Annotated in this window: 19 protein-coding genes; 6 read left to right on the top strand and 13 right to left on the bottom strand. The window is 71.9% G+C overall.

The genetic code is table 11. From position 1 onward, the window contains the following. Positions 1–57: 57 nt before the first annotated feature. Entirely contained in the window at positions 58–1,905 is a 1,848-nt protein-coding gene (locus EKD16_RS19300) for a GMC oxidoreductase (RefSeq protein ID WP_131099863.1), read from the bottom strand. A gap of 215 nt (positions 1,906–2,120) precedes the next feature. On the opposite strand from EKD16_RS19300, the gene EKD16_RS19295 reads away from it, so the two are divergent. Beyond that, a complete protein-coding gene (locus EKD16_RS19295; RefSeq protein WP_131099861.1) occupies positions 2,121–2,744 on the top strand; it encodes a DUF6230 family protein in 624 nt (207 codons plus the stop codon). Positions 2,745–2,748: 4 nt separating this feature from the next. Next, positions 2,749–4,437 carry a DUF6114 domain-containing protein gene (locus tag EKD16_RS19290; protein ID WP_131099858.1) on the top strand — a complete coding sequence of 563 codons (1,689 nt, stop codon included), beginning with the start codon at positions 2,749–2,751 and terminating at the stop codon, positions 4,435–4,437. A 151-nt stretch (positions 4,438–4,588) separates the two neighbouring features. Here the strand turns inward: EKD16_RS19290 and EKD16_RS19285 are convergent, their stop codons facing one another. From EKD16_RS19285 to EKD16_RS19275, 3 genes are all read right to left on the bottom strand, one after another. Then, positions 4,589–6,478, bottom strand: coding sequence for a UvrD-helicase domain-containing protein (locus EKD16_RS19285; RefSeq protein ID WP_131099855.1), 1,890 nt, complete (start codon positions 6,476–6,478; stop codon positions 4,589–4,591). Between the two features lie 354 nt (positions 6,479–6,832). Continuing rightward, positions 6,833–7,588: an SDR family oxidoreductase gene (locus EKD16_RS19280; protein WP_165498614.1), complete on the bottom strand. Its 756-nt coding sequence runs from the start codon at positions 7,586–7,588 to the stop codon at positions 6,833–6,835. A gap of 127 nt (positions 7,589–7,715) precedes the next feature. Further along, positions 7,716–8,339: a TetR/AcrR family transcriptional regulator gene (locus EKD16_RS19275; protein WP_165498613.1), complete on the bottom strand. Its 624-nt coding sequence runs from the start codon at positions 8,337–8,339 to the stop codon at positions 7,716–7,718. Positions 8,340–8,909: 570 nt separating this feature from the next. Here EKD16_RS19275 and EKD16_RS19270 point away from each other — a divergent pair. Continuing rightward, positions 8,910–9,563 (top strand): DUF1707 SHOCT-like domain-containing protein, encoded by a 654-nt coding sequence (locus tag EKD16_RS19270; RefSeq protein WP_242677064.1) that lies wholly within the window; start codon positions 8,910–8,912, stop codon positions 9,561–9,563. 48 nt (positions 9,564–9,611) lie between these two features. On the opposite strand, the gene EKD16_RS19265 is transcribed toward EKD16_RS19270, so the two are convergent. From EKD16_RS19265 to EKD16_RS19240, 6 genes are all read right to left on the bottom strand, one after another. Next, positions 9,612–10,127, bottom strand: coding sequence for a hypothetical protein (locus EKD16_RS19265; RefSeq protein WP_131099843.1), 516 nt, complete (start codon positions 10,125–10,127; stop codon positions 9,612–9,614). A 392-nt stretch (positions 10,128–10,519) separates the two neighbouring features. Beyond that, positions 10,520–12,283, bottom strand: coding sequence for a thiol reductant ABC exporter subunit CydC (cydC, locus tag EKD16_RS19260; RefSeq protein ID WP_242677461.1), 1,764 nt, complete (start codon positions 12,281–12,283; stop codon positions 10,520–10,522). A gap of 143 nt (positions 12,284–12,426) precedes the next feature. Continuing rightward, positions 12,427–14,565: a glutathione/L-cysteine transport system ATP-binding/permease protein CydD gene (locus tag EKD16_RS26260; protein WP_242677063.1), complete on the bottom strand. Its 2,139-nt coding sequence runs from the start codon at positions 14,563–14,565 to the stop codon at positions 12,427–12,429. A gap of 22 nt (positions 14,566–14,587) precedes the next feature. Further along, on the bottom strand, positions 14,588–15,682 hold the full coding sequence (gene cydB, locus EKD16_RS19250; RefSeq protein WP_131099837.1) for a cytochrome d ubiquinol oxidase subunit II: 1,095 nt from the start codon (positions 15,680–15,682) through the stop codon (positions 14,588–14,590). Between the two features lie 12 nt (positions 15,683–15,694). Then, a complete protein-coding gene (locus tag EKD16_RS19245) occupies positions 15,695–17,224 on the bottom strand; it encodes a cytochrome ubiquinol oxidase subunit I (protein ID WP_131099834.1) in 1,530 nt (509 codons plus the stop codon). Between the two features lie 192 nt (positions 17,225–17,416). Further along, entirely contained in the window at positions 17,417–18,121 is a 705-nt protein-coding gene (locus tag EKD16_RS19240) for a DUF305 domain-containing protein (protein ID WP_131099831.1), read from the bottom strand. 113 nt (positions 18,122–18,234) lie between these two features. Between EKD16_RS19240 and EKD16_RS19235 the strand changes: the two genes are divergently transcribed. Next, positions 18,235–18,927: a DUF3105 domain-containing protein gene (locus tag EKD16_RS19235; RefSeq protein ID WP_131099828.1), complete on the top strand. Its 693-nt coding sequence runs from the start codon at positions 18,235–18,237 to the stop codon at positions 18,925–18,927. Positions 18,928–19,013: 86 nt separating this feature from the next. On the opposite strand, the gene EKD16_RS19230 is transcribed toward EKD16_RS19235, so the two are convergent. After that, positions 19,014–19,490, bottom strand: a complete 477-nt coding sequence (locus tag EKD16_RS19230; RefSeq protein WP_242677062.1) for a DUF3515 domain-containing protein — start codon at positions 19,488–19,490, stop codon at positions 19,014–19,016. A gap of 28 nt (positions 19,491–19,518) precedes the next feature. Further along, positions 19,519–19,752, bottom strand: coding sequence for an Lrp/AsnC family transcriptional regulator (locus tag EKD16_RS19225; protein WP_131099825.1), 234 nt, complete (start codon positions 19,750–19,752; stop codon positions 19,519–19,521). A 169-nt stretch (positions 19,753–19,921) separates the two neighbouring features. On the opposite strand from EKD16_RS19225, the gene EKD16_RS19220 reads away from it, so the two are divergent. Next, complete coding sequence (locus EKD16_RS19220) at positions 19,922–20,941, top strand: thiamine-phosphate kinase (RefSeq protein ID WP_131099822.1); 1,020 nt, start codon at positions 19,922–19,924, stop codon at positions 20,939–20,941. A 318-nt stretch (positions 20,942–21,259) separates the two neighbouring features. Beyond that, positions 21,260–21,931 carry a cellulose binding domain-containing protein gene (locus EKD16_RS19215; protein ID WP_131099804.1) on the top strand — a complete coding sequence of 224 codons (672 nt, stop codon included), beginning with the start codon at positions 21,260–21,262 and terminating at the stop codon, positions 21,929–21,931. Positions 21,932–22,089: 158 nt separating this feature from the next. Here EKD16_RS19215 and rpmB read toward each other — a convergent pair whose 3' ends face one another. Continuing rightward, a complete protein-coding gene (gene rpmB, locus EKD16_RS19210) occupies positions 22,090–22,275 on the bottom strand; it encodes a 50S ribosomal protein L28 (RefSeq protein WP_131099801.1) in 186 nt (61 codons plus the stop codon). Positions 22,276–22,441: the final 166 nt, after the last annotated feature.

Genomic DNA, 22,441 nt, shown 5'->3' with positions numbered 1-22,441 from the left:
GGGTATCCGCGGTTGCGCACCCGCCCGACCACTCCCGCGCCTCCTTCTCCTACTCCGTTACCCCGTCGGCTCCCGTCGCTCCCCGCCGTCGACGACGCTCAGCGGCAGCGGTGGGTGGAAGCGCAGCTCACCGCTGGCGCCCGCGGGGACGGCCGGACTGTGCGGGAACACGGGGGCGACGCGCTCGTAGGCGGTTCCCGGTGCCGGACGCGGGTCCTCCTCGCCCTTGTTCGGCCAGAACGACATCGCCCGCTCGGCCTGGGCGGTGATCGTCAGGGACGGGTTCACGCCCAGGTTCGCCGAGACCGCCGAACCGTCGACCACGTGCACGCCGGGATGTCCGTAAAGCCGGTGGTAGGGGTCGACGACGCCCGTCTCGGGTGAGGCCCCGATCGGGCAGCCGCCGAGGAAGTGCGCTGTCAGCGGGATGTCCAGCACCTCGCCGACGGTGCCGCCGGCATGGCCGTCGATCTCCTCGGCCAGTCGGGACATCACCTCTTGGCCTTGGGGGATCCACGTCGGGTTCGGCTCGCCGTGGCCCTGCCGGGAGGTCAGCACCCGACCGCCCAGCAGACCGCGCCGGGTGAACGTCGTCAGCGAGTTGTCCAGCGACTGCATCACCAGGCCGATGATGGTGCGCTCGGAGAAGCGGCGCACCGAGAGGCTGCGGGCGAAGACGTAGGGGTGGCGCGCGGCGAGTCCGAGGAAGCGCAGCCACCGCGGCACGCGGCCGCCGCCGGGCACCTGCATGGTGGCCAGCAGACCCATGGCGTTGGAACCCTTGCCGTAGCGGACCGGCTCGACGTGGGTTCGCGAGTCGGGGTGCATGGAGGAGGTGATGGCCACCCCGCGGGAGAAGTCCTCCCGGGGGTCGCTACTCTTGCTCATCGCGCCGGCCAGCGACTCGGAGTTGGTCCGCGTCAGCGAGCCCAGGCGTTCGGACATCCGCGGCAGCAGGCCGCCGTCGCGCATGCGGTGCAGCAGGCTCTGCGTGCCGTAGGTGCCGGCGGCCACCACGACTTGGCGGGCGGTGAACGTGCGGGCGTGGGCGCGCTTGCGCGGCGCCCCGGTGGCCAGGGTGTCCACCGCGTAGCCCGGCCCCCGGTCGGCGCGGGGCGGCAGTTCGCGCAGCCGCTCGACCGTCGTCATCGGGTGGATCACCGCGCCGTCGCGCTCGGCGAAGTAGAGGTAGTTCTCGGTGAGCGTGTTCTTGGCGCCGTGCCTGCAACCGGTCATGCACGATCCGCATTCGACGCAGGCGCGCCGCTGCGGCCCGGCTCCGCCGAAGTAGGGGTCGCCGCCGGATTCGCCCGGTTCGGCCCGGTGCTCACCGTCGCCGTCCTGGCCGTCGCCGAAATAGACGCCCACGGGCGCCAGGTGGAAGGTGTCGCCTACGCCCATGTCCTCGGCGACCTTCTCCAGGTGTGCGTCCGAAGGGGTCATGGTGGGGTTGGTGCGCACGCCCAGCATGCGCCGCGCCTGGTCGTAGTGGGGGGCCAGTTCGGCGCGCCAGTCGGTGATGCCGCACCACTGGGGGTCGTCGTAGAAGTCGTCGAGCGGCGTGTAGAGCGTGTTCGCGTAGTTCAGCGAGCCGCCTCCCACACCGGAGCCGGCCAGGATCATGACGTCGCGCAGCAGATGGATGCGCTGGATGCCGTACATGCCCAGGGCGGGCGCCCAGATGAAGTTCGCCAGGTCCCACGAGGTCTCGGGGAGGGTCTCGGGGGTGAAGCGCCGGCCCGCTTCGAGGATGCCGACCTTGTAGCCCTTTTCGGTCAGGCGGAGGGCGCTGACCGCTCCGCCGAAACCCGATCCGACGATGACTACGTCGTAGTCGAACCCATCGCCGCCGGAGGCGGCGCTAACGCCGCTCGGGTAAGTCCTGCTGGTGTCGTCCGTTGCCACGGCCTCGCCTTCCTGAACCGTCCGCGCTGATCAGGGACCTACTTCCGGCGGAAGTCGCACTCGGGTCATGCGGTTGGAAATGTGACATCAACTATTGTAATGTTCCTCACCTACCCACGGGTAAGGTGTTCCGGGCAACACGCCGCAGTGCGCACCTCACAGCCCCCTCGTCCAGTCGCGGGCCCCGCGAGCGGTGTCCGTAAAGGAGGAATCCAATGGCAGCGGAGACGCAAACGGAGGCGCCTCGGGCCTCCGGCGGTACCGCCTGGAAGCGGTTCGCGCTCGCCCTCATCCCGGCGCTCGGCGCCGCGGGCATCCTCGTCGGCCTGACCGCCCAGGGCGCCGTCGCCTCGTCCTTCGCGGTCTCCGGGCAGAGCTTCAAGGTCTCGGCGGACCAGCTCAAGGGCACCGGGTTCGCCCAGTTCGGCGACGTCGCCACCTCCGGCGACGGCACCGAGCATCCCGTCGCCCTCTCCGTCATCGACGACGTCGAACTGCACAACCTGTGCCAGTCCGTGCTGATGGACACCGCGGTCGGCAAGGTCACGCTGCTGGTCAAGGCCGGCCAGGGCGACCAGCCCGCCACCGCCGAGAACATGGTCATCGACCTGAAGCAGCTCTCCGGAGACGCCACGTTCACCCAGATGCAGATCGGCCGCGACGCCGCCACGGTCGAGAACGCTTCCGGCGAGACCGGCGAGAGCGGTGCCTTCGGCCAGCAGGCGGACACCATCACGATCAACGGGCTCCGGCAGACGGCCTGGTCGGTCAACGCCGGAACGTTCAAGCTGACCGGACTGCACCTGAGCGTGAAGCCCGGCGACCACGAGTGCTACTGATCCGATGAGCCGAAACGGCGTCTCCCGCGCCTGGCAGACCGCGCGCCCGGCGTTTCGGATGTGGCGCAGGAACCGCCCCTTCTGGGGCGGCTTGCTGATCATCCTCGCCGGGATCGTCATCGTGGCGGCACCCGCGCTCAACCCCCTCCAGCTGATCGTGCAGCAGGGCATCGCCGGAATCTCCGGCTACTTCGCCGGCCTGCTGCTGATCGCCGTGGGCGTGCTGGTGTGGCTGCAGCCGCCGCAGCGGTTCTTCTACGGCATCGCGGCGATCCTGATCGCGCTCGTCTCCTTCGTCACCTCGAACTTCGGCGGCTTCGTGTTCGGGATGCTCTTCGGCCTGATCGGCGGCGCGCTGACCATCGCTTGGGTGCCCGACCGCGGGCGCAAGGACGCCGGTCGGCGCCGCGGCCACCGCACCGCCGAGGAGGTCGGGGACGACACCGCGGCCGAGGCCGCGGCAGGGACCGCCGCCGCGGACGGAGCGGCCCAACAGGATTCGACCGGCCCGGATCACGCCCACACAGGCTCGGAGCCCGCGCGGGAGATAGCGGATTCCGCGCGGGACTCCGGCCCCGGAACCGCGCCGCAGGGGGGCGAGGACGAGGCGGACGGAAAGGCGGAGTCGGCCGCGGAGGCGGTGGGCGCCGCCGGCGATGCGGCGCCGACGACGCCCGCGCGCCCGCCGGGCGGGGGTTCCGGTGCGCCGTCCGAACCCGGTCGGCCGGCGAAGGGCGGCGGCGCATCGTGGCGCGTCGACGAACCCTGGTCCGACCGCGGCCCGGCGCCCGGCAGAGACGGCACGGCGGGCACCGGCACACCCGGTACCGGCAACGGCACCGATCCCCCGCGCGGCGGTGACCGGCTGCACTCGCTGGCAGCCGTCGCCACCGCACTGCTCCTCGCGGTCCCCGCTCCCGCGTCGATCACCTGGCCGTGGGACGACTGGTTCGGCGGAGGCGGAGGCGGAGGCGAGGAGCAGACCCCCTCCCCGACGCCCACCCCGACACCGACCCCGACCCTCGCGCCGTCGCCGACACCCTCCGACGGCCCCGGCGGCGGCGCGGGCGATGCGGAGGGAGACGCCGGCGAGGACGGCGGGCAGGGTGCCGAGGACGGCGGCGACGGCGAGAAGGAGGCCCCGACCGCCGAGGAATGCACCGTCCGGGATGGGGAGGGGCCGGCCTCCATGGGCGAGGACGAGTTCCGCGCCCTGCTGGAGGCGTGCCGGGAAGCCAAGGAGCAGGGCGAGATACCGGAGTTCGACGTGCGCGAAGGCGACGGCCGGTGGCTCGCCCACACCGAGCCGTCCGGGCTGACCGCCGACCGCCTCAGCATGCAGGGCGCGGCCTTCGAAGGAGTGGTGGAGTACCCGGTCCAGGGCGGCACGGTGCGCTACCTCAAACTGTCCATGGACACCGCCGAGTTCACCGGCGCGCGGCAGTGGAGCGAGCACGGCGGGACCACCACGTCGCTGGAGATCCCGCAGATGACGATGTCCGGCGACGTCGTCATGCACGTGACCCGGATGAAGGTCCGGATCCTCGGCATCCCGCTGGAGTTCACCCCGAGCTTCCCGCCACCGCTGCTGCTGCCGTCGATGACCGTCACCGACCTGGAGGCCGACCAGCCCCTGGCCCAGGCGCAGACCGTAGAGATCACCGGTCTGGACGAGCGGGTGGAGACGCCGTAGCTCGTCGACGGGAGTTTTCCGGACGCCCATGACGGCCGTCCGCACGGCGCATACGGGGCGGGGCGGCCCGCCGACCGCCCCGCCCCGCCGCAGCCCCGTCGGGCCGCGGATCCGCGGCCGGACCCCGATGGGCGGGATCCGGCCGGGTGCCTCAGACGCCGGAGAAGAGCGCCTCGGCGGGCTCGCCATCGTCGCCGCCCGCGTCGGTGCCCACGTCGGTGCCCGGGAGGTGCGGCAGCAGCCGACTGGGTGCGCCGGTGTAGGAGACGTACAGTGCGTCGCGGGCGCGGGTGCAGGCGACGAACAGCAGGTTGCGCTCCTGCTGGTGTATCTGCTCCAGCGCCACCGGGTCGCCTTCGGCCGAGTCCACGGCCGCCTTGGGCGGCAGCAGCGGCTCGCTCATACCCATGATCGCCAGGCAGCGGAACTCCTGGCCTTTGAGCTTGTGCATCGTGCCCACGCGCACCGCGCCGACCTGCTCGGCGGCGTCCAGGGGAGCGGTGGGTATGCCGCGGGCCTGCAGCTCCTTGTCGATGTGGCGGACGATCCACTGGTTGCGGCCGGCCACCGCGATCGACGCCGGGCTCGCGCCCGCCTCCAGCCACACGCGGACCCACTCGCCCATCGCGGCGCGCTCCTCCGTCCGCGAGGCGCAGCCGCGGATCACCGGGGCCGGCCCGTGCAGCAGCGAGCGGTAGCCGGCGAGAGTGTCGGCGTTGTCGTCCATGCCCAGCGCCGAGTGGCGGCCGAGGATGGGCAGCGCCCAATCGAGGATCTCCTGGGTGACGCGGTAGCTGACGCGCAGCCGGTGGCTGCGGCCGCGCACGTTGACGCCCAGAGACGCGAGCGACACCCGGTTGTCGTAGATGCGCTGGTGCGGGTCGCCCACGATGAACAGGTCGTCGGCGCCGGCGGGGACGGCTGCGCGCAGCATCCGCCACTGCGCGGGATGCAGGTCCTGGGCCTCGTCGACGACGACGTGCCGGTAGCGCGGGCCCGTGCGCGCCAGCGCGCGGGCGGCCTCCAGCGCCACCTTGGGGTAGGACCACTCGTCGGCGACCTCCATCGCACCCGTGTAGCGCTGGACGGCCTCCCACACGTGGGCGCGGTACTCCGGTGCGAGGTGGAGCACGCGGCCGCTGCGCTCGCAGCGGACGTAGTCGGACAGGCGCGTGATGTTCTGGGCGAGGACGACCTGCTCCCACTCGTCGACCAGGAACCGGCCGGAGTAGGGCAGCCCTTCGGCGCGGGCGGCGTCGCGCCAGCGCTCGCTGATGGTCGCGCGGCCCAGCGTCTGGGGACTGCGGCCGGTGTGCTCCTGTACCAGCGAGCGCGCGAGGCTGTCGACGGTGGCGACGTCGACGCGGCTGCGCAGTTCGCGGTCGGGCAGGATGCGGTCGAGCTGCTGGGAGAGCGTTTGGGCCAGCAGCCGGTTGAAGGTGGTCAGCAGGATGGTGCGCCGCCCGTCGCCGGGGTGCCGCGCGGCGTCGCGCTGCGCGAGGTGGGCGGCGCGGTGCAGCGCGAGCACGGTCTTGCCGGTGCCGGGGCCGCCGGTGATCTGCGCGGAACCGGCGAAGTGTGCGTCGACGATGCGGTGCTGGCGCGGGTGCAGGGTGATCTGCCAGTCGGCGAATGACCTCGTCAGGTCGGCGGAGAGCTCCTCGGGGCCCGTGATCCGCGGCAGTGGGCTGAGAGCGGGGGCGTCGGCGTCGGGCTCGGTGCCGGGCCCGGGTTCGATCAGCTCGATGCCGGGACCCGCGGGCGGCGCGGGCAGCTCGTGGGCGAAGGCCACGGCCTCGTCGCGGGGGCGGATCGTGATCAGCCACTCGGAGTCCTCCGCCCCGGGTGCGACCACCCCGGACCACTGCTGCCCGACGCGCAGCAGCCGCACCCGGGAGTCGGCGGCGTCGGCAAGGGGCTCGATCCGGGCGTCGTCGCCGGACATGTACGCCTCCACGGCCGTGAGGGCCGCGGTCTGGATCCCTTGGTCGAGTCGGGAGAATTCGGAGAGAAAGGTCGGCGAAATGGCGAGCTTGGGCACGTCCTGTGTTCCTCCGGTCGCAGTCCTTGCGAAGGATCGCCTGACGGAATCGGGGAGCGGATCGCGGGGGATGCCGGAGCGGGCGGCCGAAGGGTCGCCGACCAGCGCGTTCATCTTCAGACATGCTCGCCCCTGAATTTGGGCAAACGCCGCACGGTCTCCGATTCCCGGCTGAGGCGAGCATGGGGTGAATCGCATCGTATGCCCAGGTCACAGCTGTTTTTTCGAGGGTGTTTTCGAGTGTCTGTGGGATGGGTGCGCCGAATGTGCCGCAGGGTCCGTCGGTGGAGGCGATAGCGGTGTCTGATAAAGGAATTCAGTTCGGTCCGAAACTGTGACCGCAGCGCCGTCGTATCAGCGCGTATCGCTGGTGCGGCGGAGGGCCGCGGCGAGTCGACGGACGATTCGGGTCGGGGTGAGCCAGGTCAGGCGTCTGCCGTTGCGGGTGGTCGTGAGGATCTTCGGCGCGAAGTGGCGCGCGATCCTTTCCGGGCGTTCGCCGAGCAGGCGTTCCACGGTTCGCGCCGTCGGTGGTACGGGCCTCCCCGGTTCGCCGAGGGCGACTCGCGTCGGCATTATCCCGGGACGCAGGAAGCCGACACGGATGCCGGTGCGGCGGCACTCCTTGGCAAGTACCCGGTGGGCGCGAGTGGCTCCCGCCTTGCTTGCGCTATAGACCCCCGTGCCTGCGAGGAGCGGGCCGTTGCTGCCCAGTCCTTCGGTGAGCCAGATGCAGCCGCCGCCCTGCTGGTGCATCCCCCGCAGGGCGCGCTGCGAACCGAGCAGGGCGCCGGTCAGGTTGGTCGCCAGGACCGCCGCTATCCGGGTTGCGTCGAGACCGTCCAGCCGTTCGTGCGGGTGGCCGATCCCCGCATTGTTCACCCAATGGTCGATGCGGCCGAAGCGGCCCGCGGCCGCTTCCCACAGAGAGTCGAGGTCCTCCGGCCGGCGGACGTCGCAGCCGACACCGAGCGCGCGTTCCACGCCGATCGTGCCTGCGATTGACGCGGCCTGTTCGGCGGTGCGGCCGGCGATCACGACGTTCGCACCCTGAGCCGCGAGGGCGTGGGCGAGTGCCGCGCCGAAGCCGGACGTGGCTCCGGTGATCACGGCGGTGGGCCGGTCGTCTCCGTGCGCCGCGCGGGGGTGCCCGGGGTGCTGCGGTGAGTCGCCGGCGGCGTCCGCCGGTCCGTTCATCGCGGACATGGCGTGCTCCTCCTTCGGGCGGTCGGTGGGATCACGGATGCGGGTCGCCGGCCGTCCGCGTCGGTGCCGTGGCCAGGGGAAAGACGACCTCGTCCATCAGGCGACGGGCGAATTCGGGTGTCGCGGCCGCCCCCGAGACCAGGAGTTCCTGCAAAGTCAGCGCCGGGAAGACCGAAGCGAGGAGCTCGCGATCACGGTCGGCGGGGATCTCCCCTCGCGCGGCGGCCCGGTCGAATACGCGACGCAGGCCGGCTGTGTGGGGAGTGACGAAGCTTTCCTCGAAAACCCTGCGGAGTTCGGTGTCACGCGCCATCGCGTGCGCGATCCCGAGGATCACCCGCGCATCGATACGGCCCTCGGTATCGGCTAACGCATCGGCGACGGCGTGCAGGTCGCCGGACAGCGATCCGGTATCGGGGTACTCGGTATCCCCCTTGGCGTGGCTGAGGGCATCGATGACGAGTTCGGCTTTGCCCGACCAGCGCCGGTAGATGGTGTTCTTGCCCGCTTTAGCGCGCGCTGCGACGGCGTCCACGGTCATGCCGTCGTAGCCCACCTCGCTCAGCAGGGCCAGCGCCGCCTCACGCAGGGCGGCGTCGCGAGCCGCGTCCGGGTGCCGCCCGCCGTGCCGCCGCGCCGCTGTGTACTCCGGCATGCCACTACCTCTGCTCGTCATGTAATTCCGAAACGGAACTGTATCGTATCGAATCCGGGGAAGCAGTGCTGACCGGCGGGGGGCCATGGCGGGGCCCGTTCTACCCGGCGGGGGCCTGAACCGACGTGTCCGGCGGGCGCGTCGATGTGCAGCCGTCGAATCGTGCATTCGGGGGCGGCTGGTTATGTCGGGGATGCGGCAGCGCGCGCCAAGAATCACTCCGTCGCGCTGCGGTCACCCTCGATAGGGACCGTGTCCCTCCGTGTGCCGGACACCGATCGAATCGGTCGACAATCATCGTATGGACAACGGTCGTAAGCATCGTTGTCGGAGTCTTGTTTTGCTTACCTTGAGAAGATTCAGATGCCGTATGTAGCTCTGAGATGATTTGACCAAATCAGAGGTATAGGTGTGCCCAGATGGGTTTTCTGGCCATCCGTCTCCCTTGTGTCGACGGGTGTACCTAGGATGAGGCAAGGAGACGGTCAGGCCCCGGAGATTCGGCGGGTTCGAAAGCCCCGGCGGCTTGAGTTCGGAGTCGGACGCGGGGCGCGGCGAATTGGGAGCAGTGTGGGTGCAGAGGGTGATGACCGGCAGTTGCGGGCCTCTGACGGCGATCGCGACGAGGTGGCGCGCATCCTCCAGGACGCCGTCGGGGAAGGGCGCATCACCCTGGACGAACTGGCCGAGCGCCTCGATCTGGCCTACCGTGCGCGCACCTACGCCGAACTTGATCCCCTCACCGCCGATCTGCCGGTAAAAGGGGTGGCGCCGCCCGCTCCCATGCCCGCCGCCTCGCCGGATCCGGGCGCCCCGGTCTCGGCGGAGCCCGCTACACCGGCCGTCATCCGCGCGACCGCCGGCCTCGTGGTCCGGCGCGGCAACTGGCGCGTACCCGAGCGCATCGAGGTCAGCAACCCCTACGGCGACACCCGGCTGGACTTCACCGAAGCCCATCTGCTCGCGAACGTCGTCGACGTCGTACTGCACGGCCCGTGGGGCCAGACCAAGATCGTGCTGCCGAACCACGCCACCGCGGTCGCGACCGTCGACACCTCGTGGTTCGGCAGCTTCTACTCAGCGGTCCCCGATGCCCCCGCCCCGCCGGCCCCGCATTTCCGGATCACCGGCAACATCAAGGGCGGCGCGCTGCGAGTGCGCTATCGGCGCCGTGTGGACGACTGGATGGGATCGGGCAGCTGGGGGCGGTGGAGCGACGCGTGAGCGGCGACGCGCGGCCGCCCGCGGACGGCAGCGAGCGCCCGCAGCGGATCACCCGCTCCGCTCCGCCGGTCCCACCCGGTGCACCCCCAGCGCCGTCCTGGTGAGCTCAGGTTCGGGGAACCGGGCGGAGTCGAGGCGAACCTCCGCCACGAGGCCCCGCTCCACCAGCCAGAACGCCAGACCGTCGGTGCGGTGCCCAGCCGCGTCGCCGTGCCGGAACGGGCGCAGATCCCACTCGGCCGGGTCGCGTTCGTGGTACTCGGCGAGAAACGCCCGTGTCGCCGCCAGGTCGGCGAGGCGGTCGCCGCGCAGGACGTTGACCTTCAGATCGACGCTGTAGCCGCCGTCGGGCAGTTCGCGCTCCCACACGCGCGAGGCGAAGGCGACGCCGCCCCACTCGGTGTGGAAGTCCGTGACCTGGTCGCCGATCCCCTCGGGCAGGTGATCGACGGTGAATCCCGCCAACTCGTGCATCGCGGCCTCCTCTTGCGCGCCGGCCGGTGGCGGTATCAGCCCCAGGCCGACGACGAACACGGTGAGCAGGACGCGGGCGGTCAAGCCCATGGCGAACCTCCAGTCCGATGGAGACGCCGAGCACCCCCCGGCGGGTACCCGGTCGATCTCCATGCTGGAAGAGCGGCCGTCCAGCCCACCAGCCGGATCCGTTCCCTGTGGACAAAGCGAATCACGGCAGCGGAACCGGACACCGGATCCCCGCCTCCGCTGCTCCCCGCCGAACCGGGGCACGGCGCTCGGGGCCCGTCCGCCGGGCACCGCGCCCGCGCGGCCCGCCGCGGTGCCCGGCGGCCGCGGTTACGCCTCGCGGAACCCCTCGCAGCGGACGTCGGCCTCCGCGGCTTCGGATACCGTTCGCGCGGCGCCGAGTGAGCGGCCCGGCGGCACGGTGATCGTGCGGTTCCGTCCGTCTCGGATCACCGCCGGAGCCCGGTGTCCGCTCATGCGCGCAGTGCGCGCGCGTACCACCCCTGCTCGTCCGCCGACAGCTCCTCGTGCGTGCCGTGCTGGACGACCTCGCCCTCGGCGACCACGTAGACATCGTCCACCCGGTCCAGGCCCGCCAGGTCGTGGGTGATCAGCAGCGTCGAGTATCCCTCGGCCGCCGCCAGCACATCCGCCACGACCGCGTCGCGCGCGTCCGGGTCCAGATGCGCCGTGGGCTCGTCCAGCACGAGCACGCGCGGTGCGGCCAGCAGCGCACGGGCGAGCGCCAGCCGCTGCCGCATGCCGCCGCTCAGCCGCATACCGTGCGAGCCCACCTCGGTGCCGAGCCCCTCCGGCATCGCGCGCACCTCGTCCGCCAGCCGTGCCCGCTCCAGCGCCTCCCACAGCCGCTCGTCGTCCGCATCGGGGGCGGCGGCGAGCCGGAGGTTCTCGCGCACCGTGCTCGCGAAGATGTGCGGGTCCTGCGGTACGCCCGTGACCGCGGCGCGGACCTCGTCGGCCGCGTACTCGGTGATGTCGGCGCCGTGCAGCTCCACCGTCCCGGAGTCGGGGTCGCGGAACCGCAGCAGCACAGCGGCGAGCGTGCTCTTCCCGGCGCCGCTCGGACCCACCACGGCCACGGTTCGCCCCGGCGGTACGGCGAGGTCCACCCCGTTCAGGGCCCAGGGCTCGTCGGGGGCGTAGCGCACCCGCAGTGAGCGCACGCGCAGCCCGCTGTCCCCGTCACCCGCCGCGCCGTCGTCGCCGTCGGGGTCTGCGCCGGTCGTTCCGGCGGACTCGGCGGGCTCGGGCAGCGGCCGGTCCGCACGGGCCGGGGCAGCGACCGAGGGAGGCGTGTCCAGGATGCCGAAGAGGCGTTCGCCGCCGGCGCGGATGGCGCCCAGCCGGGCCGCGACCGCCGGCAGCGGCGCCACGGTCTCGAACGCCGCCAGGGCCGTCAGCACCAGCACGGCCAGCGAGATCGCGCTGAGCGTGCCGCCCTGGACCGCGGTGACCCCGAGCAGCAGCGTCCCCCACACCGTCAGGCCGGTGATCAGCGAGGCCGCCCCCGCCCCGAAGCCCAGCACGGCGGCGTCGCGCCGGGCGACGCGTGTCAGCTCGGCGTCGGCGTCGTTCACCCGCTGCACGGCGCGCTCCATCGCACCGTAGGCGACCAGATCCGGTGCCCCGTAGAGGGTGTCGACCAAGGCCGTCGACAGCTCTCCGCGGGCGTCCGCCTGGCGCCGGCCCGGCCGCCGCCCCAGCGCCGCCGCGACCAGCGGAACCGCCACTCCCGCCAGGACCAGCCCCGTCCCCAGCAGCAGGCCGCCGGGCACCAGCAGCACCGTGCCGAAGAGCACGGTCGCGCCCCCGGTGAGCAGCGCGGCGAGCGGCGGTGTCAGCCCGCGCACCAACAGATCCTGAGTGGCATCGGTGTCGCTGACCAGCCGCGACACCAGATCGCCGGAACGGAAGCGGCGCACCGGTTCGGTGCGCGCCAGCCGCTCGTAGACCCGGACCCGCACGTCGGCCAACGTGCGGAACGCCGCATCGTGGGTCACCAGTCGCTCCAGGTACCGCGTGACGCCGCGGGAGATCCCCAGTGCCCGGGTGGCGACCACGGCGACGCTCAACGCCGTGATGGGCGGGTGCTCCGCAGCTTTCGCGATGAGCCACGCGGCGACACTCAGCAGCGCCACCCCCGAACCCGTGGCGAGTGCGCCCAGCACGACGCCCAGCACGAAACGCGTGCTGCGCGGCCGCGCGAGGGCGATCATCCGCCACAGCGGGTCTCTGCCGGGTGCGGCGGGGCGGGTGTCGCCCGCGGCGGACGACGGCACACCCGCCGCGGTGTCGGCCGCGCCATCCCGCGCCGCCGCGGCAGCCTCGCCCGCGGGAACTCCGGATGCCTTGGTGCTGTTCATCGGGTCACCCCCGCTTCGACACGTCCGCCGCGAACCGGCACCACTTCGTCCACGGCGTCGGCCCAACGGGCGTCGTGGGCCACGACGACGCCTGTGCGGCCGCGCAGCAGCCGCGTGACGGCGGTGCGGACAGCGGCGGCGTTGTCCGGGTCGAGGTGGGCCGTCGGTTCGTCCAGCAGCACGATCGGCGCATCCCGCAGGAAGGCGCGTGCGACGGCGATGCGCTGCCGCTGACCCGCGGATAGGCGGGCACCCCGCTCGCCCAGCCGGGTCTCGTAGCCGTCGGGCAGGGCGCGGATGAAGCCGTCGGCCTCGGCGCGTTCGGCGGCCCGCCGGACCTCGGCGATATCCGCGTCGGGCGCGCCGAGGCGGATGTTGTCGGCGACGCTGTCGTCGAAGAGGTAGGGCGACTGCGGTACCCACGCGATCCGCCGGCGCCACTCGTCCGCGGGAACGTCCTCCAGCGCGGCCCAGTCGGCATCCGCATCCGGATGGTCCGCCGCCTCGGCGGCGTCCTCGTCCCCGGCGCCGCGCACCACGATGCGGCCCGACGAGGGCGCGGCGAACCGGAGGAGGAGCGACAGCAGCGAACTCTTTCCGGATCCGCTCGGCCCGACGAGGAGGACCGACCGCCCGGGTGAGATCAGCAGGTCGACGCCGTCGAGCGCGGGCACATCCCTTCCGGGATAGACCAGCCGGACGTCTTCCAGGCGTATCCAGGCGGCGCCGTACGCTCGCGGCGATTCGGTGTCGCCTTCGGGGTCGCCGGGGTCCACTTCGCTCGCTCGGCGCCTCTCCAACTCGGTGTTGGTCGGGAGTGTTCGGCTTCTCGCTCGGCTGCGCGGACCCCGGGTGTCGCCTTCGGGGTCGCCGGTGTCCACTTCGCTCGCTCGGCGCCTCTCCAACTCGGTGTTGGTTGGGAGTGTTCGGCTTCTCGCTCGGCTGCGCGGACCCCGGGTGTCGCCTTCGGGGTCGCCGGTGTCCACTTCGCTCGCTCGGCGCCTCTCCAACTCGGTGTTGGTTGGGAGTGTTCGGCTTCTCGCTCGGCTGCGCGGACCCCGGGTGTCGCCTTCGGGGTCGCCGGTGTCCACTTCGCTCGCTCGGCGCCTCTCCAACTCGGTGAACACCTGCTCGGCTGCTGCCACTCCCTCCATGCTGGCGTGGAAGCGCGATCCCACCTCCCGCAGCGGCAGGTAGGCCTCCGGGGCCAGGATCAGCACCAGCAGGGCGGTCTGGAAGTCCAGCATCCCGTACATCAGCCGGATGCCGATCTCCACGGCCACCAGCGCCACCGCGAGCGTCGACAGCAGCTCCAGGACGAACGCCGACAGGAAGGCGACCCGCAGCGTCGCCATGGTGGTGCGCCGGTGCTCGTCGGTGATGCGCCGGATGATGGCCGCCTGCGCCTTGGCTCGGCGGAAGATCGCCAGTGTCGGCAGGCCTTCCACCACGTCCAGGAAGTGGCCGCCCAGGCGGTTCAGCAGCCGCCACTGCCGTTGCGTGCGGGCCTGGGTGTGCCAGCCGACCAGGGCCATGAACAGCGGGATGAGCGGCAGGGTGACCGCGATGACGACCGCGGAGATCCAGTCCGCGCCCGCCACGACGACGAGGACGGCGGCGGGGACGAGCACCGCCAGCACCAGCTGCGGGAGATACCGGGCGAAGTAGTCATCCAGCGCGTCGAGGCCACGAGTGGCGAGTGTGACCAACTCACCGGCGCGCGGCGTGCTCGTCCCCTCATCGGAGCCGGCCTGCCCTGACAACCAGACCGCCTCCGCCCCCGCGGACCGCGCGGGTCCGGGGGAGTCGTTGCCGTTTCCGCCGCCTGTCCCGGTCACGTGCGCGACCAGGCGCCTGCGCAGCTGGGACTTGGCCTTGGCCGCCGACCGCAGCGCAGCCGTTTCGGCCCCGTAGGCCATGGCGGCGCGGGCGAGCGCCACGAGCGCGACCGCGGTGATCGCCCACCCAAGCTCGTCGGCGCCCATTCCGGCCGCCGCGCCCGAGATGACGTGCGCCAGCAGCCACGCCTGCGCCAGGACGAACCCGGTCACGGCCGCGCCCGTCAGTACCGTGACGGCCAGGTGCACCCGGACCGCGCGTGCCGTGCGCACCAGGCGGGGGTCGAGCGGCTTCATTCGAATCAGGTCCTCTCGGGGGTCAGTCGCCGCCCGTGCGCTGCACCGGCGCGGCCGAGCCCCCTGCACCGCCGGGACCGGAGCCTTCCGCACCCGTCGGCTCAGGGCCACCATAGGCGGGCGCGGGGTCGATGTGCTCGCGGCTCACGCGCTTGCGGAACACCCAGTAGCTCCACGCCTGGTAGCCCATCACCAGCGGCAGGAACACCAGCGCCACCCACGACAGGACGGTCAGCGTGTAGGGCGCCGAAGACGCGTTCTGCACGGTCAGGTCGAACGCGGGGTCCGTCGTGGAGGGCAGCACGGCGGGGTGGAGCGCCCCGAACAGGGTGATCGAGGTCCCGCCGATCGCGAGCGCCGTGGCCGCGAACGACCACCCTTCCCGGCCGGATGCGGCCAGTGTCGCACCGGCGAGCAGTGCGGCGGCCGCCGCCGCGGCGACGGGCAGCGTCCAGTCGGCGCCGTGCGAGAACTGCGTCCAGGCCAGGAAGACCGCGCCCGCCGGCACCGCGACCGGCGCCGTCCGCAGCGCGGCCCCGCGGGCGCGCGCACGCACCGCCCCGGAGGTCTTCAGGGTCAGAAAGACCGCTCCGTGCAGGGTGAACAGCGACAACGTGGTCAGCCCGCCCAGCAGCGCGTACGGGTTGAGCAGGTCGGCCAGTCCGCCCGTGACGATCCCGCCGGCGTCCATCGGCACCCCGCGCACGATGTTCCCGAAGACCACCCCCCACAGCACCGCCGGTACCGCGCTGCCGAAGAAGATCGCCCGGTCCCACCAGGCGCGCCAGCGGTCGGTGTCGCCCTTCCCGCGGTACTCGAAGGCGACCCCGCGCACGATCAGCGCGAGCAGGATCAGCAGCAGCGGCAGGTAGAAGCCGCTGAACGTGGACGCGTACCAGGCCGGGAAGGCGGCGAACATCGCGCCTGCCGCGGTGATCAGCCACACCTCGTTGCCGTCCCAGACCGGCCCGATCGAGTTGATCATGACCCGCCTGTCGGTGTCGTCTTTGCCGACGAACGGGAGCAGCACCCCCACGCCGAAGTCGAAGCCCTCCAGCACGAAGTAGCCCGTCCACAGGATGGCGATGGCGATGAACCAGATGTCGGGGAGTTCCATGGTCGTCGGCTCCTAGTAGACGAAGGCCGGGACGGGGGGCTCGGAGCCGGACTCGTCCTCGTCGTCCCGGTCGGGGACGACGTGGGAGGGTCCGGCCTTGATGTAGCGCCACAGCAGTCCCGCCTCGACGACGGCGAGCACCCCGTAGACCGCGGTGAACATCGCCAGCGAGAACGCGACGGTGCCCAGGCTGACGCCGGGGGAGACGCTGGCGGCGGTGAGCAGTTCGCCGTGCACGGTCCAGGGTTGGCGGCCCATCTCGGTGAGGATCCAGCCCAGGATGTTGGCGGCCAGCGCGGCGGGCAGGGCAGCGATCGCCCCGTAGTAGAACCAGCGGGTCGTCGGCAGGCGGCGGCGCCGCGTCAGCCACAGGCCCAGAGCCGACACCGCCACGCCGAACAGGCCGAGCCCGATCATCAGCCGGAACGCCCAGTACAGGATGAAGACGTTGGGGGTGTAGTCGCCCTCGCCGTAGATCTGCTCGTACTCCCGCTGGAGGTCGTTGACGCCCTGCACCGTGCCGTCCAGCTCGCCGGTGGCCAAAAAGCTGAGCACATGCGGCACGTTGACGTCGATGACGTTCAGCCGCTCCTCGGTGTCGCCCACGGCGAAGGCGGAGAAGGAAGCGCTCTCCTCGGTCTCCCAGTGGGCCTCGGCCGCGGCGAGCTTCATCGGTTCGTAGGCGGCGGCCAGCTTGGCCTGGTGGTCTCCGGAGTAGACCGCCAGGACCCCGGCGATGAGGGTGACGACCATACCCGCCCGCAGGGTGGTGCGGAACAGTTCGCGCTCGCGGCCCGCCGGTGTCCGCCCGGCGGGATCGCCGTCCGTCCCCGCTGCGCCGGTGCCGCGCCCCGCTGCACCGGCCGCGCGCCCGGCGGCCTCGGCCGCTTCGCCGTCGCCGTTCGCGGCCGGGCGGGAACTCCAGAGCTTGTAGGCGCTGACCGCGGCCACGAACATGCCGGCGGTGATGAAGGCCGCGGCGAGGACGTGCAGGTAGGTGGACCACGCCTGGTTGTTGGCGAGTACCGCCCAGATGTCGGTCAGCTCGGCGCGGCCCGTCTCGGGGTTGCGGCTGAAGCCGACGGGGTGCCGCATCCAGGCGTTGGCCGCGAGGATGAAGTAGGCGGACAGGTTGGTGCCGACGGCAGCGGCCCAGATGCAGGCGAGGTGGACCCTGCGCGGCAGCTTGTCCCAGCCGAAGATCCACAGACCGATGAAAGTGGACTCCAGGAAGAAGGCCAGCAGGGCCTCCAGAGCCAGCGGGGCCCCGAAGACGTCGCCGACGAAGCGGGAGTACTCGCTCCAGTTCATCCCGAACTGGAACTCCTGCACGATGCCCGTCACCACGCCCATGGCGAAGTTGATCAGGAAGAGCTTGCCGAAGAACTTGGTCGCCTGCAGGTACTGGTGCTTGCCGGTGCGGTACCAGGCGGTCTGCAGGGAGGCGACGATGACCGACAGGCCGATCGTCAGCGGCACGAACAGGAAGTGGTAGATGGTCGTGATGCCGAACTGCCACCGTGCGAGATCCAGAGCGTCCATGCCCGCCTCTCCAAGGCTCCCTATGTCGACGACCCGTAGTACTACGAACTGTAGTTCTACACGGCGTCGTAAGTCGACCGGGGCCGGGGGAGGTACACATCACCCGGGACGCCGGGCCCGCGTCGATCCGGGCGGCGCGGGCCCGGCGGACGCATGTCAGGGGCGGCGTGCCGCGGCGGACCGGCGCGCTGCTCAGGTCACCTCGGCGCCGCGGTCGCGCAGCATGCCCTCCATGGCGTCGATCTCGCTCTGCTGCGTCGCGATCATGCCGTCGGCGAAGCCGACCACCATCTGATTCCGTGCGAGGTCGACCGCCGCCTCGGCCATGTCGATGCCGCCCTCGTGGTGGTCGATCATCAGCTGCAGGAAGAGGATCTCCGCATCCTCGCCCTCGGCCTCGCGCAGGTCTTGCATCTCGGCCTCCGAGGCCATGCCGCTCATGCGCTCGGGCGGCTGTCCGCCCGATCCGTGGCCGCCGTGCCCGGACATCCAGGCCATCGCCGGCCGTGCGCCGCGGGCTGGCAGGTCCCACTGCACCAGCCAGCCCTGCATCCGGCCGATCTGCTCCTGCTGGGTGCGCAGGATGTCGGTAGCCATGATCCGCAGCACCTCGTCGTCGGCCTCCTCCCGTACGATCAGCGACATCTCCACGGCCTGGGCGTGGTGGACGCTCATGTCGCGCAGGAAGCCGGCGTCGGCGGAGCTGTCCACCGGGTACGCCGGGCGCCCCACCAGGTAGCCCCCGATGAGTGCCGCGAGAACGAGGGGAGCCGCGATCAGCAGCGGCACGCTGCGGCGGCGCCGCGCGGGTGCGGCCGCCTCGCCGCCCTCGTCGAAGCCGTCGTCAGCGGTCTCCGTCTGGCTACGGGTGGTGTCTTCGTCCACCGGTTCCGTCATAAGCTCTTCCCCACCTACGGGAACGATTCCGGCCGATCGTGCGTTTGGGATGCTCTGAGAGTAACGGCGCACGAAGCGCCACCGTTCCGTATCCATCCCCCGGGAGTAGCGCAATGGGCAAGAACTCAGCCGAACGACGCCGCAAGGCCGAGGAGCGCCGCCGCGAGCGCGAGCGCGCGGAGCGGCGCAGCCGCATCCTGCGCGTGACCGCTTTCACCGGGGCGGGAGTGCTCTTCGCCGGGTTGGTGGGCTTCGGAGTCTGGGTCGCCTACGACCGCGGAGCCGGCGGCGGCGGTGTGCAGGCGTCCGACATCGAGAACCTGAAGACCTACGACAGCCTCACCAACACCCACGTGAGTGAGCCGGTCGACTACAAGATGAGCCCGCCCGCCGGCGGCAACCACCACGCCGTCTGGCAGAACTGCGGCGTCTACGACGCGCCCCTGTCGTCCATGAACGCGGTGCACTCCCTGGAGCACGGCGCGGTCTGGGTCACCTACCAGCCGGATCTGCCCCAGGAGCAGGTGGACAAGCTCAACGACCTCTACACCCAGGGCAGCTACATCCTCGTCAGTCCCTTCGACGGACAGGAGATGCCCGCGCCGATCGTCGCCAGCGCATGGGGCAACCAGATCGAGCTGCAGTCGCCCGACGACGAACGACTGTCGCAGTTCCTGCGGGCCTTCGAGCGCAGCCCCAACGTGCCCGAGCCGGGTGCGGCCTGCACCGGCGGCCTCAACCTCAACGCCGCCGAACTGGAGGAGGCCGGAGGCATCGGGGCGCTGGGAGGCGGCATGCAGCGCTGAGGCGCCCCGCAGGCGCCCTGCGGCCCGCTCCGGTGCCGGGCGCCTCCGCGGGCGCGGGGCGGGGAAGCCGGCGAAAACCTGCGTGATCAGAGTTCGCCCGCAGGCAGCGCCGGGATCTCCTGGTCGATCAGGTCGCTCATCGCCACGAGCCCCTGCGCGGGGGCCCCGTAGGTGGCCGGGATGGACATCTCGACGTAGGCTTCGCGGCCCACGGCGGTGTAGAGGTCCGGGCGTTCGCCGGGCTCGGGCAGCCAGGCGATGCCGTTGACGACCGTCAGTTCGGAGTCGGGCCGCAGCTCTTCGGGGCGCCCCACGCCGCAGCGCAGCGCGATCGGCGGGTCGCCCCAGGCGGCGGCATAGGGGGTCTCGGGGCGCACCTCGACGCGCTCCTGGTCGTAGACCGTCTGCGGCACCCGCTCCAGCAGTTCACGGCACAGGTCGTCTGCCGCCGGGCCCGGTGACGGCGCAGGCAGCTCCGCGGTCGCCGGGGAGCAGCCCGCCAGTACGCCCGCGGCAGCCAGCGCGGCCAGTGCCGCGGCACAACGTCGCAACGTCTTCGTCACCGGATCTCACATCGGTCCGACTCGCCGGTCAGATGTTCACGATGGGGCAGGTCAGCGTGCGGGCGATGCCGTCGAGCCGCTGGATCTTCGCCACCACCAGGCGGCCCAGCGCGTCCACATCCTCGGCCTGCGCGCGCACGATCACATCGTAGGGGCCGGTGACGTCCTCGGCCTGGGTGACCCCGCTGATCGCTGCGATGTCGCGCGCCACGTCGGCCGCGCGGCCCGCCTCGGTCTGGACCAACACGTATGCCTGCACCATGGAACCTCTCCGTCGCTCGTCGTTGGCCCGGCCGCGCCGAACCGGGCCGCTCCATCCGGGCCGCCGCCCCCTCGCCGCACCCGGTACCGGCCGTCGGGGCCCGCCGCCCTCCGGGCCCGCAGCAGGGTCTAGACCACTGGTACCGAGGCGTCACCGTACCCTGAGGGCTGTGTGGAGCACCATTGGGGAACTGGGCGAATTCGGCCTGATCGCTCGCGTGACGGCCAGATTCCCGGGAACGGACGACGTAATCCTCGGCCCCGGCGATGATGCCGCAATCGTGACCGCGCCCGATCAGCGGGTTGTGGCCACGACGGATCTGCTGGTCGAGACCAGGCACTTCCGCCGCGAGTGGTCCTCGGCCGAGGACGTGGGGCGCAAGGCGGCGGCGCAGAACATCGCCGACATCGCCGCCATGGGCGCCCGTCCCACGGCTCTACTGGTCGGGTTCGCCGCACCCGGCGGGCTCCCCGTCGCCTGGGCCGAGGAGTTCGCCGAAGGGATGCGCGCCGAGTGCGCGTTCGCCGGCGCGGCCGTGGTCGGCGGCGACACAGTGGGCGCCGACGCCATCACCGTGTCGGTCACCGCGCTGGGAGACCTGGAAGGACGGCCCGCCGTGCGCCGCAACGGTGCGCGGCCGGGCGACGTCGTCGCGGTGACCGGACCGCTCGGACTCTCCTCGGCCGGTTTCGCGCTGCTGCAGGCCGGAGTCCGCGGCCCAGAGGGTGCGCGAGCGGAGTCGGCCGCCGCGGGCATCGGCGATTCGTGGCAGCGGTGCCTGAGCGAGCACCGCCGCCCCCGTCCGCCCTACGCCGAGGGTCCGGCCGCGGCGCGGCTCGGCGCCCGCGCCATGCTCGACGTCAGCGACGGGCTGGTGCGGGACCTGGGGCACATCGCCCGGGCCGGGGGTACGGCGATCGACGTGCGCACCGCGGCCCTCGTGCCGGACCCCGCGCTGAGCGAGGCGGTCGCGCTGCTGGAGGCGCTCGGCAGCGGCGGCCGCGGCGCCGTGCAGCACATACTCTTCGGCGGCGAGGACCACGCTCTGGCCGCCGTCTTCTCGCCGGAAACCGACCTGCCGGAGCACTGGCGCGTGGTGGGATCGGTCGCCGCCCCCGGCGAGGACGGGCCGCGCGTGACCGTCGACGGCGCGCCCGCGGAGCCGCAGGGGTGGGAGCACTTCCGTTGATCCGGAGCCGCACCGTGCTCGCCGGTGGCCGCTGCCGCGGCCGGTGTCGGGCACGGCACAGCGCAGCACCGGAGAAACCGGTCATTCAGCCATCAAAGCCGCATTAGCCACAGAAGTACCCAAGGTTGCCGAAAAGGGTGAACACTATGTCAGGGTCCACGGACGCCGGGTTAGGATGTCGGTTTCGAAGGCTGAATCACGCTAGGCTCTGGCTGCTTCGTCAATCTGCACCTGAACGGGGTCACCGTGCGGCCACGTGGAACCGATAACCGGTCCCAGCAGGGATCGCCGGCGCCGCGACCGGACATCTCCGAGCGTATGAGGTCCGACCGCCGCGATCCGCTCGCCCAACCGCGCCGCGGCGCGCACCGCTCCGAACCCGCGGACAAGACTCGGCTCGCCGCGGTCGGCTACTTCCTGGGCAGCACCGTGCCCAAGAAAGTCCAGCCGCCGCGCCTGCTCAACGTGCTGCTCGTCTCCGGCGTCACCCTCGCGCTCACCCTCTTCGGCTACAGCACGACCCAGATCTACCTGCGTTTCAGCGAACCGCCGGCCGCCCAGGAGAGCGGACCGGCCGAATCCGGCGGCGGCCTGCGGCCGGCACCCACGGGCAGCGCCGGGCCCGAGCACTCCGCGGGAGAAGGCAGCGGCGGCAGCGCGTCCAGCGCATCGGTGATGAGCGTCGTCTCCTACCAGGCGGTGGAGTCCTCGGACACCGGGTTCACCGGCGAGGTCACGGTCACCAACACCGGCTCCGCGGTGCTCGACGACTGGGAGTTGGCGCTGGAGTTCGCCGACGCCGAGGTCACCTCGGCCTGGGACGTGCAGTGGCGGGCCACTGAGAACGGCATGGTCGCCCGCGAGCCCGAATGGTCGGGCGGGTTGGCCCCCGGCGATTCGGTCACCGTCAGCTTCACCGCCGACGGACGCACGCAGAACCCCGTCTCCTGCTCGCTCAACGGGCACGCCTGCGAGCTGGAACGGGGCTGATCCCCTCGGGCCGACAGCCGCAACGGGGGAGCGTCTGCTCCTGGAGGTGCGGGCACTACCGTGCTCGGCCGCGCAGCGTCCGCCGGACACGCCGAAAAGCGCCACGACCCTCGGCCGTGGCGCTCATGGACGCAGTGGAGCGCGGAGCGGCCCCGCGTTCAGCGATCGACCTTGCCGGCCTTGATGCAGGAGGTGCACACGTGCAGGCGCTTGGGCGTACCGCCCACGCGGGTGCGCACGGTCTGGATGTTGGGGTTCCAGCGGCGGCGGGTGCGGCGGTGCGAGTGGGAAACACTGTTACCGAACCCTGGTCCCTTGCCGCAGACGTCGCAGACGGAAGCCACGGTAACTCCATTCAAGCGATCGGATCCGCACGCGCGCAGGCGTGGTGCGGCAACCCGAGAGAGGTCTGATGAGCAGGCTGGCGCGGCGCACCAACCGTCGGAGCGTACACGACGACCTGCACCGACTTCCAATCGCACAGTGGTGCAGAGCGCTGACCGCGCACGC

Origin of the sequence: Streptomonospora litoralis, assembly GCF_004323735.1 — a bacterium.
GTDB lineage: Bacteria > Actinomycetota > Actinomycetes > Streptosporangiales > Streptosporangiaceae > Streptomonospora > Streptomonospora litoralis.
Note: the sequence above shows the minus strand (reverse complement) of the source record. Positions and strands in the feature narration are given on the sequence as shown.

Coding starts and splice junctions, on each gene's coding strand:
- EKD16_RS26260 (WP_242677063.1), bottom strand. CDS start 14,565: ATGAAGCCGCTCGACCCCCGCCTGGTGCGCACGGCACGCGCGGTCCGG.
- EKD16_RS19265 (WP_131099843.1), bottom strand. CDS start 10,127: ATGGGCTTGACCGCCCGCGTCCTGCTCACCGTGTTCGTCGTCGGCCTG.
- EKD16_RS19240 (WP_131099831.1), bottom strand. CDS start 18,121: ATGACGGAACCGGTGGACGAAGACACCACCCGTAGCCAGACGGAGACC.
- EKD16_RS19235 (WP_131099828.1), top strand. CDS start 18,235: ATGGGCAAGAACTCAGCCGAACGACGCCGCAAGGCCGAGGAGCGCCGC.
- EKD16_RS19295 (WP_131099861.1), top strand. CDS start 2,121: ATGGCAGCGGAGACGCAAACGGAGGCGCCTCGGGCCTCCGGCGGTACC.
- cydB (WP_131099837.1), bottom strand. CDS start 15,682: ATGGAACTCCCCGACATCTGGTTCATCGCCATCGCCATCCTGTGGACG.
- EKD16_RS19245 (WP_131099834.1), bottom strand. CDS start 17,224: ATGGACGCTCTGGATCTCGCACGGTGGCAGTTCGGCATCACGACCATC.
- EKD16_RS19225 (WP_131099825.1), bottom strand. CDS start 19,752: ATGGTGCAGGCATACGTGTTGGTCCAGACCGAGGCGGGCCGCGCGGCC.
- EKD16_RS19215 (WP_131099804.1), top strand. CDS start 21,260: ATGAGGTCCGACCGCCGCGATCCGCTCGCCCAACCGCGCCGCGGCGCG.
- EKD16_RS19275 (WP_165498613.1), bottom strand. CDS start 8,339: ATGCCGGAGTACACAGCGGCGCGGCGGCACGGCGGGCGGCACCCGGAC.
- EKD16_RS19290 (WP_131099858.1), top strand. CDS start 2,749: ATGAGCCGAAACGGCGTCTCCCGCGCCTGGCAGACCGCGCGCCCGGCG.
- cydC (WP_242677461.1), bottom strand. CDS start 12,283: ATGATCGCCCTCGCGCGGCCGCGCAGCACGCGTTTCGTGCTGGGCGTC.